17 protein-coding genes and 3 pseudogenes are annotated in these 20,034 nt (G+C 58.7%); 5 read left to right on the top strand and 15 right to left on the bottom strand.

What is annotated here, in order from left to right; genetic code table 11:
• Position 1 precedes the first annotated feature (1 nt).
• From urtC to B0G80_RS20415, 5 genes are all read left to right on the top strand, one after another.
• Entirely contained in the window at positions 2-1,186 is a 1,185-nt protein-coding gene (gene urtC / locus B0G80_RS20435; protein WP_116119193.1) for an urea ABC transporter permease subunit UrtC, read from the top strand.
• A complete protein-coding gene (gene urtD, locus B0G80_RS20430; RefSeq protein ID WP_106285901.1) occupies positions 1,183-2,046 on the top strand; it encodes an urea ABC transporter ATP-binding protein UrtD in 864 nt (287 codons plus the stop codon). The genes urtC and urtD overlap by 4 nt, the downstream gene beginning before the upstream one ends.
• Before the next feature lie 32 nt (positions 2,047-2,078).
• Positions 2,079-2,771, top strand: a complete 693-nt coding sequence (gene urtE / locus B0G80_RS20425; protein WP_116119192.1) for an urea ABC transporter ATP-binding subunit UrtE — start codon at positions 2,079-2,081, stop codon at positions 2,769-2,771.
• A 116-nt stretch (positions 2,772-2,887) separates the two neighbouring features.
• Positions 2,888-3,769, top strand: coding sequence for an urease accessory protein UreD (locus B0G80_RS20420; protein ID WP_116119795.1), 882 nt, complete (start codon positions 2,888-2,890; stop codon positions 3,767-3,769).
• 184 nt (positions 3,770-3,953) lie between these two features.
• Positions 3,954-4,196: a hypothetical protein gene (locus B0G80_RS20415; protein ID WP_116119191.1), complete on the top strand. Its 243-nt coding sequence runs from the start codon at positions 3,954-3,956 to the stop codon at positions 4,194-4,196.
• Positions 4,197-4,269: 73 nt separating this feature from the next.
• Here B0G80_RS20415 and B0G80_RS48085 read toward each other — a convergent pair.
• The 15 genes and pseudogenes from B0G80_RS48085 to tssF form a co-directional block, all read right to left on the bottom strand.
• Positions 4,270-4,344 (bottom strand): annotated as a pseudogene (locus tag B0G80_RS48085) (DUF2283 domain-containing protein); the annotation flags it as partial.
• Positions 4,345-4,490: 146 nt separating this feature from the next.
• On the bottom strand, positions 4,491-4,769 hold the full coding sequence (locus B0G80_RS45320; protein WP_147309883.1) for a hypothetical protein: 279 nt from the start codon (positions 4,767-4,769) through the stop codon (positions 4,491-4,493).
• A gap of 71 nt (positions 4,770-4,840) precedes the next feature.
• Entirely contained in the window at positions 4,841-5,488 is a 648-nt protein-coding gene (locus B0G80_RS20405) for a hypothetical protein (RefSeq protein ID WP_208328566.1), read from the bottom strand.
• 381 nt (positions 5,489-5,869) lie between these two features.
• A pseudogene (locus tag B0G80_RS48080) lies at positions 5,870-6,046 on the bottom strand (RHS repeat-associated core domain-containing protein); the annotation flags it as partial.
• A gap of 98 nt (positions 6,047-6,144) precedes the next feature.
• Positions 6,145-7,104 (bottom strand): RHS repeat domain-containing protein, encoded by a 960-nt coding sequence (locus tag B0G80_RS46970; RefSeq protein ID WP_116119190.1) that lies wholly within the window; start codon positions 7,102-7,104, stop codon positions 6,145-6,147.
• A 128-nt stretch (positions 7,105-7,232) separates the two neighbouring features.
• Complete coding sequence (locus B0G80_RS20390; RefSeq protein WP_116119189.1) at positions 7,233-7,715, bottom strand: Imm26 family immunity protein; 483 nt, start codon at positions 7,713-7,715, stop codon at positions 7,233-7,235.
• Between the two features lie 5 nt (positions 7,716-7,720).
• A complete protein-coding gene (locus tag B0G80_RS20385) occupies positions 7,721-11,878 on the bottom strand; it encodes an RHS repeat-associated core domain-containing protein (RefSeq protein ID WP_116119188.1) in 4,158 nt (1,385 codons plus the stop codon).
• Positions 11,879-11,963: 85 nt separating this feature from the next.
• Positions 11,964-12,395 (bottom strand): DcrB-related protein, encoded by a 432-nt coding sequence (locus tag B0G80_RS20380; RefSeq protein WP_116119187.1) that lies wholly within the window; start codon positions 12,393-12,395, stop codon positions 11,964-11,966.
• Between the two features lie 198 nt (positions 12,396-12,593).
• Positions 12,594-14,375, bottom strand: a pseudogene (locus B0G80_RS20375) (type VI secretion system Vgr family protein); the annotation flags it as partial.
• Positions 14,376-14,463: 88 nt separating this feature from the next.
• A complete protein-coding gene (locus tag B0G80_RS20370; RefSeq protein ID WP_116119185.1) occupies positions 14,464-15,036 on the bottom strand; it encodes a hypothetical protein in 573 nt (190 codons plus the stop codon).
• Between the two features lie 6 nt (positions 15,037-15,042).
• The gene (locus tag B0G80_RS48075; protein ID WP_408968038.1) at positions 15,043-15,273 is read right to left on the bottom strand and encodes a DUF3592 domain-containing protein; all 231 of its coding nucleotides are present in this window, start codon (positions 15,271-15,273) and stop codon (positions 15,043-15,045) included.
• Between the two features lie 239 nt (positions 15,274-15,512).
• The gene (locus B0G80_RS48070; protein ID WP_116119183.1) at positions 15,513-15,917 is read right to left on the bottom strand and encodes a DUF3592 domain-containing protein; all 405 of its coding nucleotides are present in this window, start codon (positions 15,915-15,917) and stop codon (positions 15,513-15,515) included.
• Positions 15,918-15,929: 12 nt separating this feature from the next.
• Positions 15,930-17,036: an ImpA family type VI secretion system protein gene (locus B0G80_RS20355; protein WP_116119182.1), complete on the bottom strand. Its 1,107-nt coding sequence runs from the start codon at positions 17,034-17,036 to the stop codon at positions 15,930-15,932.
• Positions 17,029-18,141, bottom strand: coding sequence for a type VI secretion system baseplate subunit TssG (gene tssG, locus B0G80_RS20350; RefSeq protein WP_116119181.1), 1,113 nt, complete (start codon positions 18,139-18,141; stop codon positions 17,029-17,031). Before tssG ends, B0G80_RS20355 begins: the two co-directional genes overlap by 8 nt.
• Positions 18,141-20,030: a type VI secretion system baseplate subunit TssF gene (tssF, locus tag B0G80_RS20345; RefSeq protein ID WP_116119180.1), complete on the bottom strand. Its 1,890-nt coding sequence runs from the start codon at positions 20,028-20,030 to the stop codon at positions 18,141-18,143. The genes tssG and tssF overlap by 1 nt, the downstream gene beginning before the upstream one ends.
• Between the last annotated feature and the right edge of the window lie 4 nt (positions 20,031-20,034).

The raw sequence follows: 20,034 nt of genomic DNA, 5'->3' as shown, positions 1-20,034 counted from the left end.
GATGACATCGGCAACTTCATCGGCTCATGTCGGCGCAGCGAGCGGTGGCGCCAGCGCCGGGCGCGAGCCTCAATCCGGCTTCGCGCTCGGCCTGCCGCCGCGCCCTGCGCTGTTGTCGCGGCGCGCGTGGCTCGCACTGGTCGCGTTGATTATCGTCTTCGGTCTGGGCGTGCCGTTCGCCACGCTGGTCGTGCCGGAGACGAGCGCGCTGCATCTGTCCGCCTACGCGATGACGATCACCGGCAAGTTCATGTGCTACGCGATCGCCGCGCTCGCACTCGATCTCGTGTGGGGTTACTGCGGCATTCTGAGCCTTGGCCACGCGCTGTTCTTCGCGCTCGGCGGCTACGCGATCGGCATGTACCTGATGCGCTCGATCGGCCACGAAGGCAAATACGGCAGCGACCTGCCCGACTTCATGGTGTTTCTCGACTGGCATCAACTGCCGTGGTACTGGCAAGGCACGCAGCATCTCGGGTATGCGCTGCTGCTGGTGGTGCTGGTGCCGGCGGTGGTCGCGTGGGTATTCGGCTTCTTCACGTTCCGCTCGCGGGTGAAAGGCGTGTATCTGTCGATCATCACGCAGGCCATGACCTTCGCCGCGATGCTGCTGTTCTATCGCAACGAAACGGGCTTCGGCGGCAATAACGGCTTTACCGACTTCAAGCGCATAGGCGGCTTTCCGATCACGCATCCCGGCACGCGCACTGCCCTGCTGCTGATTACGTTCGCCGTGCTGATTCTCGCGTTCATCGGCGCGCGAGCCATCGTCACCTCGAAGCTCGGCCGCGTGGTGACCGCGGTGCGCGACGGCGAAACGCGTTTGATGTTCCTCGGCTACAGCCCGCTTGCGTACAAGCTGTTCGTGTGGACCGTGTCCGCCGTGTTGTGCGGCATCGCCGGCGCCTTGTATGTGCCGCAGGTCGGCATTATCAATCCAGGCGAAATGTCGCCGGGCAACTCGATCGAAATGGCGATCTGGGTCGCCGTGGGCGGACGCGGCACGCTGATCGGTCCGATCATCGGCGCCTTCGCGGTGAATGGCGCGAAGAGCTTCTTCACGGCGAACTTCCCTGAATACTGGCTGTTCTTTCTTGGCTTGATCTTCGTGCTGGTTCCGCTGTTGTTGCCTAACGGCATCATGGGACTGATCGAAATGGTGACGCGCAAGAGGAACCGCTCATGAACGAAAACCCGATGGTTCCTGACCTGGCTTTACCGGAAGAACCGGCTGAAACCTCGTTGAGCGGCGTCGCGAGCTTGGGCCGCGCGGTCGTGCCAGGCGAGATCGACGTGTCGCACGGCACGATCCTGTATCTCGAAGACGTGACCGTGAGCTTCGACGGCTTTCGCGCGTTGAATGCACTGACGCTGACCATCGACGCCGGGGAATTGCGCTGCATCATCGGTCCGAACGGCGCCGGCAAGACAACGATGATGGACGTCATCACCGGCAAGACCGAGCCAGATTCCGGCAAAGTCTATCTCGGCCAGTCGATCGATCTGACGCGGATGAACGAACCGTCCATCGCGCGTGCGGGCATCGGCCGCAAGTTTCAGAAGCCGACTGTGTTCGAGCAGCATCCCGTGTGGGAAAACCTCGAACTGGCGATGAAGGCCGACAAGGGCTGGTGGGCTTCGTTGCGCGCGCGGCTGGATCGCGAGGCGCAAGCGCGCATTGAAGAGACACTCGCACTGATCGGTCTGGAGAGCGAAGCGCGGCGGCTCGCCGGCGAACTCTCGCACGGCCAGAAGCAACGGCTCGAAATCGGCATGTTGCTGATGCAGCAACCGGCTTTGCTGCTGCTCGACGAACCGGCCGCCGGCATGACCGACGACGAAACCATGCAACTCGCCGAACTGCTCAACCATCTGCGCGGCACCTGTTCGATGATGGTCGTCGAGCACGACATGGAGTTCGTGGCGGCGCTGTCGGGCGCGGCCGGCAAGGTGACGGTGATGGCCGAAGGGCGCGTGCTCGCTCACGGCACACTCGACGAAGTGAAACGCGACGAGACGGTCATCGAGTCTTATCTGGGCCGGTGAAACGGACTGCCGTAATAAAAGGTTGAACCGACATGCTAGAAGTAGAGAACCTGAACCAGTACTACGGCGGCAGCCACATTCTTCGCGATGTGAAGCTCACCGTGCCCGACGGCAAACTCACCGTGCTGCTCGGCCGCAACGGCGTGGGCAAGACCACGCTGCTGCGCTGCCTGATGGGCGTCGTGCAAACGAAGAGCGGCTCGATCGCATGGCGCGGCGCGCCGATCACCAAACTGCCCACCTATTCGCGCGTGGAAAAGGGCCTGGCTTATGTGCCGCAAGGCCGCGATATCTTTCCGCGCTTGACCGTCGAAGAGAATCTGCTGGTGGGAGCCGCCAGCAAGAAGGCGCCCAAGAAAATCCCGGATCGTATCTATGAACTCTTTCCGGTGCTGAAGGATATGCGCAGCCGTCGGGGCGGCGATCTGTCGGGTGGTCAGCAGCAGCAGCTCGCGATTGGCCGCGCGTTGATGAGCGATCCGCAATTGCTGATTCTCGACGAACCCACCGAAGGCATTCAGCCTTCGATCATTCAGGATATCGGCCGCACGCTGCGTCAACTGGTCGAAGAAATGGGCATGACGGTGCTGCTCGTCGAGCAGTATTACGACTTCGCCAAGGACATCGCCGACCGGTATTGGGTGATGAGCCGTGGCGAGATCATCGCGGGCGGCGAAGGCGCCAATATGGATGCGGATGGCGTGCGGGGGTTGATCGCCGTGTGAACGGCGTTGGACATCGTGCATGCTATTCTCGATGCATCCTGTGTCAGCGCTGTTGAGCGCTGTCTGACGTGCGCAGGCACGCTTTGCTTTTCTTCGTCTGGTCGCACTCCATTCGCATGTCGCTTCACGAAAATCACGTCACACTCGCTACCGCGCAAGATGGCGCGCATTCGCAATGGCGCGCACGTCTGGAACTTGGGTTCGTCAAGGATGGGGAGCGGACCACGCTCAAGCATCGGCTGCATGACGGGCCGTTGCGGGTTCAGCGGCCGCTTTATCCTGAAGGACAAGGCGTTTGTCATGCGGTGATCGTGCATCCGCCGGGTGGTGTTGCGGGTGGGGATCGGCTTGCTATTGATGTTGATGTTGGCGCAGATGCGCATGCTGTAATCACCACGCCGGGGGCGACCAAGTGGTACAAGTCCAATGGGCGTGAAGCGCAGCAGCAGATCGCGGTGCGTGTCGGTGAGCGGGCTAAGCTCGATTGGCTGCCGCAGAATAATATCGTTTTCGATCATGCGCACGCGGAGCTGCATTTTTCGTTGACGCTGGCTCGCGACGCCACTGCGATCGGCTGGGACGCGACGCAGCTCGGGCGCCAGGCTGCTGGTGAGCGGTGGTCGGATGGGCGTTTGCGTGCGGTTTCGCGGATTCTTGGGGCTGATGGCGAGTTGCTGTGGTTCGAGCGTGCGAGTTTTGAGGCGAATGATTCGCTACGCGATGCTGCTCAAGGGCTGGCGGGGTTTCCTGCGTATGGGACGCTTTGGGCTGTTGGGGATGCTTGCGATGATGCGCTTGCTGAGGCGTTGACGGCTCAATTGCCGTTCGATGATTCGGTGCGGATGGCGGCTTCTTGCGTGACTTCTGGAGTGCTCGTCGTGCGGGGGGTTTCGCGGTCGATGGAGATGCTGCAGCGGGCGTTTGTGAAATGCTGGATTGAGTTGCGGCCGGTGGTGCATGGGGTGGGGGGGAGGCCGTTGCGGATTTGGGCGACTTGAGGGGGGCTAGCGCGTTGTGGGTAAAGTCGTGGTTCGCATTGTTCGCGTTGGTTAGGTTCGTAGCTAATGGCAATCATAAAGCACGTCCCCCAGAGCGGCACGACCACGCACGATTACCATCACGCTGCGCGATGCGCCCGATGGCTACTCACTGGATATACCACCGCGCCCGCAGCAGCCCTTCATGCCATGGGAACATATCGACAGGTGGTTAGGCGCAGAGTCATTCTTCAAGGCCGGCCAGCGCGTCCATGTCTCCATTGACTACATCCGGCAACGCCTCACCGTCACCCCCGGATACGATGATGTCGCCAGGGCGAGCGAACGCGAAGCGTTTGCCATCGCGCGCAAGGCTGCCAGTGACGAGCTGCGCAAGGTATGGCTCGTGCAGGCCGCTGAACGCAGGGAACGCAAAAACAGTTCATGAAGAGAGTGGATTGGCTCACGCCATCATTATCGCTGAGCAGGCCGATAAAGGGCCGCGTCTGCGGCTCCATCTTTTAATCCGCCTGTTCTAATAAAAATTCCATCCCGATAAGCACTCCGTTTTTATCAAAATCAAGATATATTTCAGGCCCCTTTTATTCTTTTATTATCGAATGGAGACTTATCTGTTTTGCAACCACCCCAGGACTTCCTTTCCCAGGGTGGTCTGGCAGGGACAAATAGGCAACATCCCCATCTTCATTCACCACCATATCAATCTTTCGGCCAGCCATTTCTACTCCAGCAAATTAATCAAGACCGTTTTTATTTTTGCAGTTCCGTTCTTTGCCATTTGATACACCGCCATACCGTTATTTCCGATGGGCACCAGAACTCGATCTGCATGAGCAGTATCCACGATCGTCCCAACAGGGTAACCGTCCTTTTCTATTTGCTTTGATAACGCCTTCAGAGCATCTGATGCTGTGTTCTTATCCGGATAAACACCTCGCTCAACAGCCCTCTCCACCGCGCGCGGCATGTTTGAATTTACTACCTTCTTAGGCTTGGACAATAAATCACAAGACAGCGCCAGCGGATCGATCCACGATACCGGATTCGGCGCGTACGCATAAACGAAAAGAACTATCTAAAAGGCACTGGCAACCGTCGAGTTAGTGGCCTCAACGACATTCTGTCCTCCCACAAACCAGGGAACACCTCGAATTTTAGATCATCACGGTTGATACCAGTGTCAAAATATCGACATAGGCGATCAGATAAATCCTCATCTCCCCACATATTTGTCAACTCATATTTTTCAATTAATTCTCGATCTCTAGGTAATGTAAGATCCTCCCTCACTGCCTTACCCAAAGTGACACCTGTATCGCCATTTGGCCCAAGATCGATTAATTTTCCACCCAAAAACGGAAAAGAATGTTTATCACCTTTATAATGAAAACCATCCATGGTCAATGTATAAGGCTTTATCCAAAGATGGTCTGATGGCTCGATTCGCGCAACAACCGACGCATCCTTAATTTTTCCTTGAGACAAATTTCTATTTACCACATTTCCGACAAACACTCGAAAAAGAGGGTCTATGACATTTAAGTCGACATCCCTCCAGATTCCGTCCGAGTTGAAAATATCATAAAACTGTATAACCGGGCTGACCGCCATTTGACCTATCGTATAAAGATTCTCCCGCAACTTGACATTAATCAAGTCGCCAGGGACCCAAATCATCCGCTTCGCCATCACCATCCCCAATAAAAAATCACTTTTCACCGATCAACATCCGGCACTTTCACTGGGTTTCCCGGACGTTTTATTTAAATGCTCATCCGCCGCACTCAAGTATTCTGTTCTCCGAGCATTTCCTGCGCCTACTGGATTTTGTTTATTTGCCGCACCCTCAAGACCACCAAGATTTTCAAATGTTCGTTGCTCTAAACCACGCGCGATATCTTTGCCCGCTTGCCCATATCCTTCGTACAAGATATCAGGTGCCTGACCACCAAAGCGACTAAAGTCGTTTCCATATCGATACCTGAGAACGTCCTGTGCAGTTTGATTCCCCTGCATGCTTGCATATCCGACGTAGGGTTTTCCGGTCGCCGCATCAAGACCTTGATAGGTAATGTGTGTCGCAGTTGCAGGGTCACCTGCCAGCCCCCACGGATCAACCCACAATACCGGATTCGCCGCATATTGATAAAGATTAAATCCCCCCGCCAACCCGATCGGATCCTGACTGACAAACCGTCCCGTTGCCGGATCATAGTACCGGAACGTGTTGTAATGCAGCCCGGTTTCCTCGTCCGCATACTGACCCGCAAACCGCAGCGCCTCATCGAACGGCCTGTCGTCGAGCCACTCCGTTCCCCTGTACTCTCCGAAGCCCGTGAAACCCGGCTCCCACACCACCTCGCCGTTTGCACCCGTCACGTCGTACACCTGACCATTGTCGTGGGCATGGTGATGCCACACGACGCGCCGGTCACCCGCACGGCACTGTCCGTCGACACTGACAACAGGCTGGTCCACCCGCGCCATCGGCCGGTATGGTGAATCCGGTGAGTAGACATACGTGCGCACGGTCTCATCGCGCAGCACCTGCACCATGCGCATGCCTTCCCACACGAAGCGCGTTCCTCCACGAGCGCCGTGCCGTCCGCCGCCGTGCGACGCGTGACCTTGCCCGTTCGCCGGCCGATCGCGTCGTAGTGGTAAGCCGTGCTGTGCCAGCCATGCCGGCCCTGACCCGACGCGCGAACCATCCGCCCCTCGTCGTCATGGACGAAGTCCTGCACCAGCCCATCCCGCACCCGGCGCTTAAGCTGCCCGAAGCCGTCGTAGCTGTAGCCCGTCTGCCGGAAACGGCTGAGCAGATCGTCCAGAATCCGGCTCGCCGCGCTGTCACGCGTCGCGTCGATCAGGTTGTCAGCCGCGTCGTAGAGGTAACTCTCGTTCAGCCCGTTGCCGTCGTGGTAGCCCGTCATCCGGCCCATCACGTCGTACGAGTAATGGACCGTGCCGCGCGAGTGCGCACCGCCGCCTTGCCCGATCACCTGATGCAGATTGCCGGCAAGATCGTACTGATAGGCCGACCCGAGCAGATCGTTGTCCGCCATTCCCTCGCGCCCTGAGCGTTCACTCAGCCGTGACACCGTGCGCCCGCGCGGATCGTAAGTCGTGCGGCAGACACGCGGCCCCTGCGTGCGCTGCACTTCGCGGTGCAGCGCATCGCGTTCGATATCGCTGAGCGCTTCACCGTCCAGGCTGATCTGGTGCACGTGCCCCGAGCCATAGTGCAGCATCGAGATCCGCTGACCCAGAGGAAGCCTGCGTTCGGTCAGATTGCCGAGCGCGTCATGGCGCGACTCCGAACGCTGGCCGTCCACGGAAACCTGGTGAGCACGTCAGCTTCGGTGTCGATTACCGTTACGCATGCCTAACCATCATGCCAGACCACGGCTGGCAGAATGAACAAAGGGCCGCGCTGCGGCACTTTAGTTACTCATTCCGAGAATTATTCGACAATCTCAATGCCAGGATTCAGTTTTTCATAAATACTTATGGCTTCAGATCCAATATTGGAAATGGCATAGATTCCACATGGGTCAAATTTTTCGCACACTTCTTTATTTTGATCAATATAGCGCATTCTCAAATCATCGTAAAAACAGTGATTTTTGAATACGTCCATCCCAGCCTTCTGAGTATTTCCGATAATTTCAAATCCGCCATTAGCCCTCCAGTCCATTTTCGTAACAAGCGCTGGCGGCACAATCATATTTTCCTTAACCAGCCTAAAGCCGACATTCTTGTCTTCAGAAATTTCATTGTAAATATATATCAGGTAAAGTCTTTCCGACCCGTACTTCATATCATCCTTGACGACCATTCCCGGAATAAAACCAATGCCCTTCATGTGCATAACAAAAACATCGCCCAGCACAGGATCGGATTTCTTTCCACCATCAAGAAGGTTTATGACTTCCTTCATTTTCATTTGACTCACTCCAGTAAACGCCCCCATCCGTTATCCTTAAGCCAGTTTTGCCCCCAAGAAACAGCATCTTTATATAAAGCTCTACCCGGATCAATACTGTTGTCAATATTTTCGAAGACTCCACGCTTGGCATCGATTATGGCTTGCTCAACGGCTCTCGCCTGATTTCTAAGCAGCTGCCCGGTGTCCTCTGTTAACAATCTAAGCTTATAGCCAAGACCCGCAGCATAACGTTCAGTTGAATTTTTCGAAATGCCAACATAATCAACCGAACCCGTTCCCTTGCTTCTCAAGTACACATCTGCTTCGCCACGACTTCTGGCAACCCAGCTTTCAAATGATTCTGTCCTAGGGTCGATCGTTTCACAACTTAACCCCCACGGATCAATCCACGATACCGGATTGGGCGCATACGCATAAAGATTAAATCCCCCCGCCAACCCGATCGGATCCTGACTGACAAACCGTCCCGTTGCCGGATCATAGTACCGGAACGTGTTGTAATGCAGCCCGGTTTCCTCGTCCGCATACTGACCCGCAAACCGCAGCGCCTCATCGAACGGCCTGTCGTCGAGCCACTCCGTTCCCCTGTACTCTCCGAAGCCCGTGAAACCCGGCTCCCACACCACCTCGCCGTTTGCACCCGTCACGTCGTACACCTGACCATTGTCGTGGGCATGGTGATGCCACACGACGCGCCGGTCACCCGCACGGCACTGTCCGTCGACACTGACAACAGGCTGGTCCACCCGCGCCATCGGCCGGTATGGTGAATCCGGTGAGTAGACATACGTGCGCACGGTCTCATCGCGCAGCACCTGCACCATGCGCATACCTTCCCACACGAAGCGCGTCTCCTCCACGAGCGCCGTGCCGTCCGCTGCCGCGCGACGCGTGACCTTGCCCGTTCGCCGGCCGATCGCGTCGTAGTGGTAAGCCGTGCTGTGCCAGCCATGCCGGCCTTGACCCGACGCGCGAACCATCCGCCCCTCGTCGTCATGGACGAAGTCCTGCACCAGCCCATCCCGCACCCGGCGCTTAAGCTGCCCGAAGCCGTCGTAGCTGTAGCCCGTCTGCCGGAAACGGCTGAGCAGATCGTCCAGAATCCGGCTCGCCGCGCTGTCACGCGTCGCGTCGATCAGGTTGTCAGCCGCGTCGTAGAGGTAACTCTCGTTCAGCCCGTTGCCGTCGTGGTAGCCCGTCATCCGGCCCATCACGTCGTACGAGTAATGGACCGTGCCGCGCGAGTGCGCACCGCCGCCTTGCCCGATCACCTGATGCAGATTGCCGGCAAGATCGTACTGATAGGCCGACCCGAGCAGATCGTTGTCCGCCATTCCCTCGCGCCCTGAGCGTTCACTCAGCCGTGACACCGTGCGCCCGCGCGGATCGTAAGTCGTGCGGCAGACACGCGGCCCCTGCGTGCGCTGCACTTCGCGGTGCAGCGCATCGCGTTCGATATCGCTGAGCGTTTCACCGTCCAGGCTGATCTGGTGCACGTGCCCCGAGCCGTAGTGCAGCATCGAGATCCGCTGACCCAGAGGAAGCCTGCGTTCGGTCAGATTGCCGAGCGCGTCATGGCGCGACTCCGAACGCTGGCCGTCCACCGTTTCCGCCAGCAACCGGCCCAGCGCGTCATACTCGAACGTCACTTCGCAGGGCTCGATGCCCAGCGCCACGCCGGCCGCGCACGGCTGCCGGTGGACCGCCGTCACGCGGTCGAGCGGGTCATGGACGTAGCGGGTAGTCGCGCACCTGCCGTGCTTGCCGATCAGCCGCCCGGCTGCATCCCGCTCCAGACCGATCATTTCCGATTCGCCGTGCCGGCCCGTCATCGTTTGCGCGATCACTTCGCCGTTCGGGTTGTAGCGCAGCTCGCGCCGCACGCCGTTCAGACGGACCTCGGCAGTCAGGCGACCCGCAGCGTCATAGCTAAAGTCGTAGCTCGCCCCGTTCGCATTGGTCAGTCTCACCAGCTGTCCATTCGCGTTGTAACGATAGGTAAGCGTGCGCCCCAGCCGGTCCGTGTAACGCTCGGCCTGCCCGCGCGGCGTGTAGTCCCACCGCGAGACATATCCCAACGCGTTGCTGTGCCGGCTGATCTGGCCCAGCGCGTTGTACTCGAATGTCTCGCGCGTGCCGTCGGCATGAACCACCGTGCCGACCGCGCCGGTGGCATTGCGCAGTAACTGCGTCACCTGCCCCAGCGCATCGGTCTGGCGGACCAGCTCGCTCTCGTCATTCCACGCATAGCGCGTGGTCGAACCTGAGCAGTCCGTGCGGCTCAGCAGCAGACCATAGCGATCGTCGTAGGTAAGCCTGTTCGTTCCGCCCCGCTCGTCCGTGTAGCACGTGAGCAGTCCGCGCCCGTCGTGTTCGAACCGTGCCACCTGACCGAGCGGATCGATCCGTTCGACCGGCAGACCCTGTTCCGTATGGTTCCACTGCCAGACGCTGCCGTCAGGCAGTGTGTTGCTAGACAGTCGCAGCGTTTTGAGGTGATACGTGCTTTGCCAGACCCGGCCGGTGGCGTCCACTGTTTTCGCGATTCGCCCGAGTGCGTCGTAATCAAGACGTTGAATACGCTCGCCTGGAGACTCGATGCGCACCAGCTGCTGGTGCCCGTCATATTCGAACTGATAGCGCGCGCCCAGATAGTCGGTCCATTGCGTGACCAGGCTGTCCGCGTCGTATTCCCAATGCTGCGTGCCAAGCGCTTCGCTACTGACGCTCGCGCGCCTCGTCTCGATGTCGTACGCGAACGTGTACCGCTCGCCGGAATCCGTGGCATGCTCGACCACCCGCCACTCGTCACCGTATTGCGCGTAACGGTAGCTGCAAGTAAAGCCGAGCGCGTTGGCATGCCGGATCATCAACCCGGCGGCATAGGCGAACTGTCGCACCAGCGTGTCGGTTCGATCGCGCACGCGGATGAGTTGTCCATTTTCATCGTAGCCGTAACGAATAAGACTGCGCCGCGTACCGTCGACGCGGTCCACGCCGATCAAGCGTCCATCGGCATGATGCAATTCAAGGACGACATCCGCGTCGTTGCGCACCTCGATGAGTGCGCCGCCCGAGTCTCGACGGAACTCGATGAAGTGTCCGAATTTGTCCTCGATACGCTCCAGCACGTGCCGGTCATTCATCGGACGCACGCTGAATCCGTAAAAGATTTCGTCGAGGCCGTTCAGGACATAGCGGCCGTCCAACGCGTGAGACAGATAGAGTTGTTCGAACGAGTTGTACTGGTACTGACCGGCCGGGATATCGTCGAAGCCGACTTCGCGCCCCTGAAATCCGACATATTCGAGACCGCGGCTACTGCGTTTCAGGTGAATGTCCCAGTTATGCTGCCAGCCGCGGCCCAACATACCGCACGTATCGATCGCACTGGAATACGAGCGTGAACCAAAGAACGGCAAGAGGCCGGGCAACTCGAAATCCAGCTCGTTGACGAGAACTTTCTGACCGGTCGGCACATGGACGGGATGACCGAACAGCCCAGACACGCCCTCCGAGACTTTGGAACCCACGTAGATTCCCGCAACCTGGCCAGCGAGAAACTTCAAGACACACGGACATGTCACTTTCATACCGTTTTTTAGCGCGCCCGCCAAGCCGCCGGCAACGCCCGCGACCAGAAACAACGCGTTCTTGAGATTCACTGCCCACGCCGGTATTTCACTGGCTACCGCTATTTCACAGGCTTTGTCGCTGCCAAAGAATACGTTCTTCGACCCTTTCTCAATCGTCGCGCCACATTGAATGTCGTCGCCTTTACGTGCGGCGACGTGCTGGTTAATAAATACGGTACTGGATCCACACGCCGCCAGTTCGTGAGGCGTATCGTGATCGCACGCGGCGGCACTGATTTTGGCGGGGACGGCTGCCCGCCCGTTGACATACACATTCGCCGAACCTTCCGTGATACTGCCGGTTGTGCTCGTAAACAGGCTGCCTAATTGGGTCGCAATATTGACTATCTGTTCCGCGATCATGCTGGCCATAAAGCCGGCAATAAATCCAACAAGAAACGGACAACTGATCGTCAACATTGCAACAGCGAAAATCAGCGCTGCACCAAGTATCGCGCCGATCAGAAAACCAGCCAGGGCCGACGTATGTTGTATCTCGTCTCCGACACGTGCTGCTTCAAACATGCTCTTCCTCTAGACGCGCTCTTGAATACCGTGCACCGGCAGCGGCGCAAACAGGATCGACTGGACAGACGACAATGAAAATCGATCAGGCGGGTACGAATGTATCGGTCGTCCGCCGCCAGATCGTGAGTTGCTCTGAAGTGAACGGGACGGTATTGGTCGCCGTGAAGATGAGTGCCCTGTCGTTGGCCATAAAGACCGCGCATTGGCGTTGGTAGACAGACTTTCCATTGCTCTGATAGCGGGTTTCAATTTCGATGCCGTCCGCGCGGCATCCCGCAAGCACAACTGCTTCGCGTGAAGTGACAGACAAGCCCTTGATCTTCCGCTTTAGCAAAGCGATCTGGCGATTCACATAATCATCGAGTGTTTCGCCTTGTCGCGCGGTGTCTCGCGCGACCTGGAGATTGGACAGGCCATTCGTCATCGGGTCCTGTACGAAAATATTTACTGTCCGGTCGCTATAGCCGGCGGGCAAGGTGATCCTGCCTTCATGCATTGTGTAGTGCACTGTCATTGTCTATTGGCTGTTCAGAGGCAGTTAGCAGTTCAGATAGATCTTGCTGCCTTTCATGTTCGTTTCGGCGGAAGATTGACTTTCGATCGTCTTTGAAATCAGTCTGATTAACTTCGGAGTCAGGACGACAGTCGTTCCCTGGACAACGAGCTTGATCTGCGTCTTCGCGGAGATTGTCACGGTGCCATTTTCGGACGTCACACTGACGTTGCCGTCCGTCGACGTCTGGGAGATATCGTGCTTGATTGTCTCCATGTGTTGCCCATTGACCGTCTGCGTCCGGTCGCCCTGCACCGTTGTCACTTCCTGCCCGTTGACGATCTTGGTCCGGTCCGTTCCCACCACATGAGTTTCGTTATTCTTCACAGTGGTGTTCATATCCTTCTCCGCCTGGATCATGAACTCTTCCGCTCCCTGCTTATCCTCGAAGCGAATACCGCTGTAGTTAGACTTGCCGCCCTTCATCGAACGGCTGATGATCCCGCTTTGCGTCGCATTGCCCGGTAGATCCCAGGGCGGCATCGAGAAAGCATTGAAAACACGCCCCGTTACAAGCGGCCGGTCGGGATCGCCATTGACGAAATCCACGATCACTTCCTGACCCACGCGCGGTATGTTCACGCCGCCGAAGTTGCTGCCCGCCCATGGATAGGACACACGTATCCAGCAAGACGAGTTCTGGTCTTTCACACCTGATCGATCCCAGTGAAAACTCAACTTCACGCGGCCGTACTGGTCGGTCCAGATTTCCTGCCCCGGAGGTCCCGTGACGATCGCCGTTTGTGGTCCGCTGGTGCGTGGTTTTGGATATTGCTTGCTCGACGGCCGAAACACCGTCGTCGCGGGCTGGACCGTGAACGACGTGCTTAAAGAGTACTCGCCGCCGCTTGCCTCTCCGGTTTCCGTTGCGAAGAACGAGGCACCGATTACCAGATACTCCTGGTTCGCCGCCTCGTGCGGATAACCGTTTAGATGAAAGGTCGTCCCGCACACCACGTCGCGCAGGTTGCCGCTACCCGACGCACGCTCGCCCTGTGCCCTCACTTCTTCCATACGCAAGCGCGCGAGCTGCTCTCCGTGCCCAGGGTCGGTGTAATCCCCCGGCCATTCGTAGCGTTCGAAGTTGTTATGCGCTGTCTCCTGAGGCAATTCGTTCTGCACAGTCAGGCGTGCCGCAGGTTTCTTGAAGTCGAAGTCGTTCGTCGTCCAACGGCCCGACTGAAGCGCGCCGCCCGTGTCGAATGCGTGGATATATTCCTGATCGATCTTGTGTCCCGGCGGGTAATACCACAAGTTCTGATAGGCGACGCTCTCTACCGGTTTGTGCGCGCCGAGCTGATCCACGAGCACCATCCGATGAAACGTATTCGAGTGCTCGAAGAACCAATAAATGCCGTGCTCGGCCATTAATCGCTGAATGAAATAAAAATCCGTTTCTCCGTACTGAACCTGATAGTCCAGCACCGGATACGAGCCACTCAGACGCAGGTCGTACGAGTACATGTATTTGTCAAACACGTTCTCGATGATCTCGACGACCGTCTTGCGCTGGAATATCCGGAAATCCGACCTCTGGTCGGCCAGCCAGATCCAAGGCTTCAGCACCAGGTTGTAACTGCTGTGTTGGTCGGTCTGATTCGCGTATCGGGCTTCCGTCACTATGCCGCTTATCTCGCGGATGCCCGCCCCGACATTGCCCATTCCCGCCATTCCTTCAATCCCGGCCATGAACGTTCCCATGCCGTCCAACTGGATCGTGACGGTCAGCTCCTTGCCGATCATCGATTTCAGGTCGAGATTGGCGGCCTCTTCCGTCGGAATTCCGAGTGGCGTGCGGCACGACAGCGTGTAGCGGTAGATCTCCGAAAGGATTTCGGCGCCTTGTATCGCTTTTAGCTCCAACAGCGGGTCGTTCATGGACGACAGCGGGATTGCAGGCCCATCCATGGTAACGGTACGGCTTGTCAGTAAATTAAGCATAACGAATCTATTAAGATGGTGTTTTCACTTCAATTTACGGTTTGCGGCTGAGAGTTCGCTACCGCGGCACAATCACGCTCTGCCTCTTTCAGTGCAACATGCCGACAAGCAAGCCCGCGCCGAAGCCGGCTTGCAAGGCCGCTGTATGACCGTACATCACGAGAGCGGCGGGTGCTTGACGAATCGCGTAGTCTGTAAGGCCACTCAAGCCGGGATTCACGATGCTCATCGTGAGCAACGCGGCGTTGATGCCGAGCAGCATCAGAGTCGCACCTTCTCCGGCGAACAGACCTGCACCGGCGTCGATATAGACAACGCCGCCCTGTAAATCGGACCGACGGAGCTCACTGCCCGCAAACGCATCGGTCATGAACACATAACCGTTACTGGTGAAGTTCTTCGAAGCAACGGATCCACCAACCTCGTGTCCGCTTATCTTCGGGAGTCTGATCTCGGGCAGCGTCACTTTGGGCAGTTTGATTCGAGGCAGCCGCGCGCCAAATCCGTAACCTACCCCGACGCCTCCATAGTGGAACGTGTGTGATTGCTGCTTTGGGTCTTTAAGAAAGACCTCCCCGCCAGATGCAACGAGGAAATCCAGACTAAAGCCTCCCGTCGCGCCGGTCTCGAAACTCCAAAGACTTTCCCGAAATAACCACATGTTGATTCACCTCCGGCTTTTGTCCTTCCTCGGCCAGTTACTGACAGCTGTCAAAAGCGCACAGCCTCCAATAAACCCAAACGCTATCGCCGTGTCCCAGATCGCCCCAAATTCTTCGATTCGAGCGCTCCGGAGCGGACGGTTCTCTGCATACCGCACCTTGACATCCTCTCCGACCTTCATGCCGTAAATGAAGCCCCCTTGCGGGTACGAAATGACTTCACCTTTCTTTGTCACGAAGGTGATTTGAGGATGGCTTCCTCCCGCGTTCAAGGCCTCGACCTTTCCTGGCACACAATCGACTCCTGCAAGAACTGGCGCGTGGACAGCACATTGAATAGCGCGACGACGAGAAACGCAGTTCCAAGCACGAGCGATGCAATAAATTTGAACATCGGCTTTGCTCTCCTAGAGGCTGTCGGACAGGGAGAATCTCAACAACTGGCGTCAGTGGAAAACCCGCCATCGACTTCGTCTTAACGACGACATGCTCTACCCCCTTTCGTTCTCGTCCGTAGCCAACTCAACAAACCGGCAACCAGAAACCCGCCGCCAAGGAGTGCGAGCAAGATCGGACCGAACCAGACCGTGCCGACCTTATCCAATGTCGCGCTCTGCAATGGTTCATCCTCTGCGTAGCGAACCTGCACGACGTCCCCCACTTTCATATCGAAGATGAACCCACCCTCGGGATAAGAGAGACGCTCACCTCTCCGTGTCACAAACGCCACTCCCGGATGACTCTCGCCCGCATTCAGTGCGACAACCCGCCCGGGAACCACAACCGACGACAAAACAAAATGCCGGGTATTCATCGCCGTCAGCGACGCCACGACGAGAAGCGCTATTCCGATGGCAATCACAGTGAAGGCTCTAAACATCGCGCACCGCGACTACTCCTCGTTATCCCATTGTTCAAGCAACTCCGTGGGAATGGCCTTGACGACATCCACGTACCGTTTCCCCACAAACCGTTCGGCGCGCTTCAGCAAAACGGGGATCGGACTGCTCGGCTCGTGTTGCTCGAACCAGTATCGAGCGTCCCGGATACGCTCCAAAGCGCCCTCACGGCCCGCTGCCGCCACATTGACGCCGAGGCTAACCGGCGCGGCGCAACCGGTCGGCGGCGAAATGTCGTCATGCACGACGCGCGTCTCCTCGTTCGACGATGCCGCCGCACAAGCATCGTCGAGCGGCATCGCCTCCACCGATCCGTCATCTGGCGCCATCGTCACGCGCGATCGATCTCCCACTACGCGCCGCAACAACCGCGTGAGCGCAGCGAGGTCCGGCAGGTAGACGCCAAGATGCGCCTTGCACCAGGTATCGATGGACTCCAGGCTCGCGAGCGCGCCATCGAAGCCGCGAAGCATGTCCGGCTGCTGGATGCGAAGATCCTCGAGTTGCCGCGAAACGGACTCGGGCGCGAGCGCATCGCTCGGCCGTGGATGAGCAAACGCGCGCTCGACGTCGCGCATCTGAAGGCGCGTGGCGGTGGAACGAGTCAACGCGATCTCCCGCAGGTCGGACAGCAACCCATCCGAATCTGTCAACGCCTGCAAAGCGTTCATGCGGATTTCGAGCGCCGCTTCCTGATCGTCGTCGACACCGGGTTGGGGATGGAGCGCGCTGGGAAACGCGGCGAGCCATGCGGCCAACAGCCCCAGCCCTTCCGCCAGTCCCGCCGCTGACGCGAGCCTCGTGCGGCAACGCGTGAACAACACCGCGAGACGCATGTCCTTGCTGCGCATCATCAGGCGTCGGCAATCGCGCTCGACCTCGCTCCAGTTCACCGGTTCCGGTATCCCCACGAAGTCGCCGTACTGCGCGTCCACTTTCACGGCCATCTGCGCGGACAGCACGACGAATTCCGGGTCGTATTCGAGGTCGGCCCCGCACGGCGCGGCGGCGTCGACCGGTGACATCCAGTCGTGGGGCAGGGGTGTGACGGCTTTGGCTGCCGACACCTTCGCCGTCGCTTGTCTCTTGCTGCTACTCATCTTGTCCTTTCACTTGCGGCGTGACCCGGCGCTTGCCCGCCGCGTCGATACTTTGTTTCGCGAAAGTGCCGGCGTAGCGTTCAGGCTCGAAGCGCATGCCGGTAATCGGCTCGCCGCTGGGCGAGCGACCGAGCCATCCCGACCAACCCAATTGCTGCGGGCCGCCCATTACGGCAGGCGGCGCGCTTTGTGCGCGGATGCGCAACTCCAGCTCCCATTCGAATTCGCGACCGATGAAACTCCGCACCCAATCGACCAGTTGCGGCAGATCCGCGCCGCGAGGCGTGAAGCGCAGGTATTCGTCGATATCGACCGGGCCGATGATGATCCGGAAACGGTGCTGACGATCCGGCACCTGCTCACCCAGCATCGCGCCGTCGCCCATCGTCGCCGCACCGCCGGGCTTGCCGATATAGCTGTGATCGTCGGCAGCAACGTCGATCCAGTTAAAAACGAACTCCTCGATCGCGACGGGAACGCCGAAATACCGCTCGAGCGTCATGCGCAAGCCATCCGGGTTGCGGGCTTCGCGCACGAGGTTCGCAGACGCGGCAAGTTGCGCGTGTGCGGGCAAAGCGCGCTGCCCAATCTCGCGCGTATCCTGGCCGGTCAGGCTCGCGACATAAAAGGAGAATCGTTCGCTATCGGGCCCGGCACGGTCGAGTCCAGCGGTCGCCTGTGCGTCGGCCCACGCGCGGTACAACAGCGTGAGGTAGCGATGGTGAAAAATATCGAGGAAATGGACGAGCGTAGGATCGCGCCGGCTTTCTTCACGCTCCCTGGCAATCTCCGTCATGTGGATGGGCAACGGCCCATTCGGTCCAAGCATGCCGAGCGCGAACAGACGAATATGCAGGCGCCCGCCGAGTTCACCCACACTGGCGATCTCACGCGGCGCGAATGCAAGGCTCGGCTTCTGGCCTAACCGGAATGGTTCGGCACGCGGACGCCGCGCCTTGCCGATCACATCGATACGCACATCGGCACCGATGCGGCGCATCAGCGAAAAAAATCCGAAATGCCATGGCTGCGTCTGCAGCCGCTCGACTGCATCCGCCGATAGCGCCGTGTCGCGCAGCGTTGACGTGAATAAGGCCCGCTCCATCAAGCCACTCCGCGTGTGCCCATGCGCACGGGCCAGCGCATCAATTGGCCGCGCTGCATTGAGTGAAGCTCGGTCTGCGTGAACGAATTGATGGATACGTGCCGTGCCAGATAGTGCTCGAGAATCAGCCCGAACAGGTAGGGACTCAAACCGGAAAAGCCGGTTTCATCGACCGTCAACTGACATTCGATGCCGCGACCGAACACCAGTGGGCCGCCACCGGGCAGTTTCCTTGCGACCGGCCGCGTCTTCACGCCGACGAGGCTTTCCACCTGACGCCGCGGTCCCACGTCGTCGCCGGTGAGGAACAGGCGCAGCATGTCGCGCACACCCTGCCCGCCAGGGCGGTGATCCATATCTTCCAGCGGCAAATAGTTGAAGTTCAGTTGCCGGATAAGCCGCCATGCGGTTTCGCGCTCGGCAAACGGCGCGCGAGGCGCGCTCGGCGCACGAATCAAGCCGACGCTGGTCGCGGGCACCGAATCAACGGCGTCCAGATCGTTCACGCCGTTGCGCGGCAACAGATTCGGCAAGTCGCGATTGGTCAGCCAGGCGTCGATCGACAGATAGCGCATTCCTTCGTGATACGGCGCTTCCTGCTGGTCGACCAGCGACACGAACACTTCGGTTCCAATGTACGGCGTGCGCGTGCCGTAGCGGCGGGCCGAGTCCGATAACAACCGGCGTTCGCGGCGCAGCGAAAAATAGCGCCCGTGGTTGCCCTCGTCATTGTTCAGCGTTTGATACAACGGCCGGAAGGCGAATTCCGTCGACTTCTTGCCGACCTGCGCCGTGAGCGCTTCGACCGAATAGACTTCGTAGTCGAGCGGCGCGTTGCGCTTCGGAACCAGATGGAATTCCGTGCTGGCCGTATTCAATTCGATGCGCTGCGCTTTGCGCGGAAACAGATTGATCACGGGCGTGCAGAACAGCGCGAAACGCGAGGCGTCGACAAGGCCGATCAGCCGGTCCGGCGACTGATCGAGCAGCACGACAATCTCGACTTCACGGCCTTTCGTCTTGCTCAGCCCTTCGCGCAGTCCGGTCAGTGTGAAAAAATAAAAGCGACTCGGACAGGCGAAATATTCGTGCAGAAGATTGTGACCATGGAATTTCGCCCAGGTAAGCGGCAGCAACCCCTGATCGATGCCAAGCCCCTCGTGTGCGACCGCGCCATGCGTGACCGCACAGAAGGGGCGCGCCGCGTCGCCGAAACACCCAGGCTCGCCCGTGATCGACGCAACACCTGCCGCGTGAAGCAGTTCGAACAGATGCGACGCAACCTGCTCATCTCCGGCGAGATAGACCGGCAGTCGGTCCAGTCCGCACAGCTCGGCGATTTTAGCCTCGCCCGTGGCACGCAACCGCAGCCGCAATGCGCCACGCACTTGCGTATGGGGCGGTACATAGCGGTCGAGCATGGGAATGTCCGGCGGAATCCCCGTCAGTTGTGCATGGGTAATTTCGAGGGGGTAGAGTGCGACATCCTGGCCCGTGCGGAATTCGCACACTGTGTCCTCTCCTGCCGACTTGCGGCCCGTGAGCATGCTGCCGCGCGGCACACGGAAGCCTTCGACGAGGTTGCCTTCGCTGGGACTCGGATAGAAACGCGCGACCGACATGGACGGCGTGGGCGCCACATAGTTCGGGTAGATCACCTCGAGCAGACGTCCCGTGAAGCGCGGGAATTCCGCGTCGAGCTTGAGCTGCACGCGCGCCGCCATGAAGCTGAACGACTCGATCAGCCGTTCGACGTACGGATCGGTCATCTCGCCGGCCTGCATGCCGAGCCGGCGTGCGATCTTCGGATGCAGTTGCGCGAACTCGCCAGCCAGTTCGCGTACATACATCAGTTCCTGGTTGTAGTAATCGAGCAGTCGCGGATCCATAACA

The sequence above is a fragment of the Paraburkholderia sp. BL6669N2 genome, assembly GCF_003387275.1.
GTDB lineage: Bacteria > Pseudomonadota > Gammaproteobacteria > Burkholderiales > Burkholderiaceae > Paraburkholderia.
Note: the sequence above shows the minus strand (reverse complement) of the source record. Positions and strands in the feature narration are given on the sequence as shown.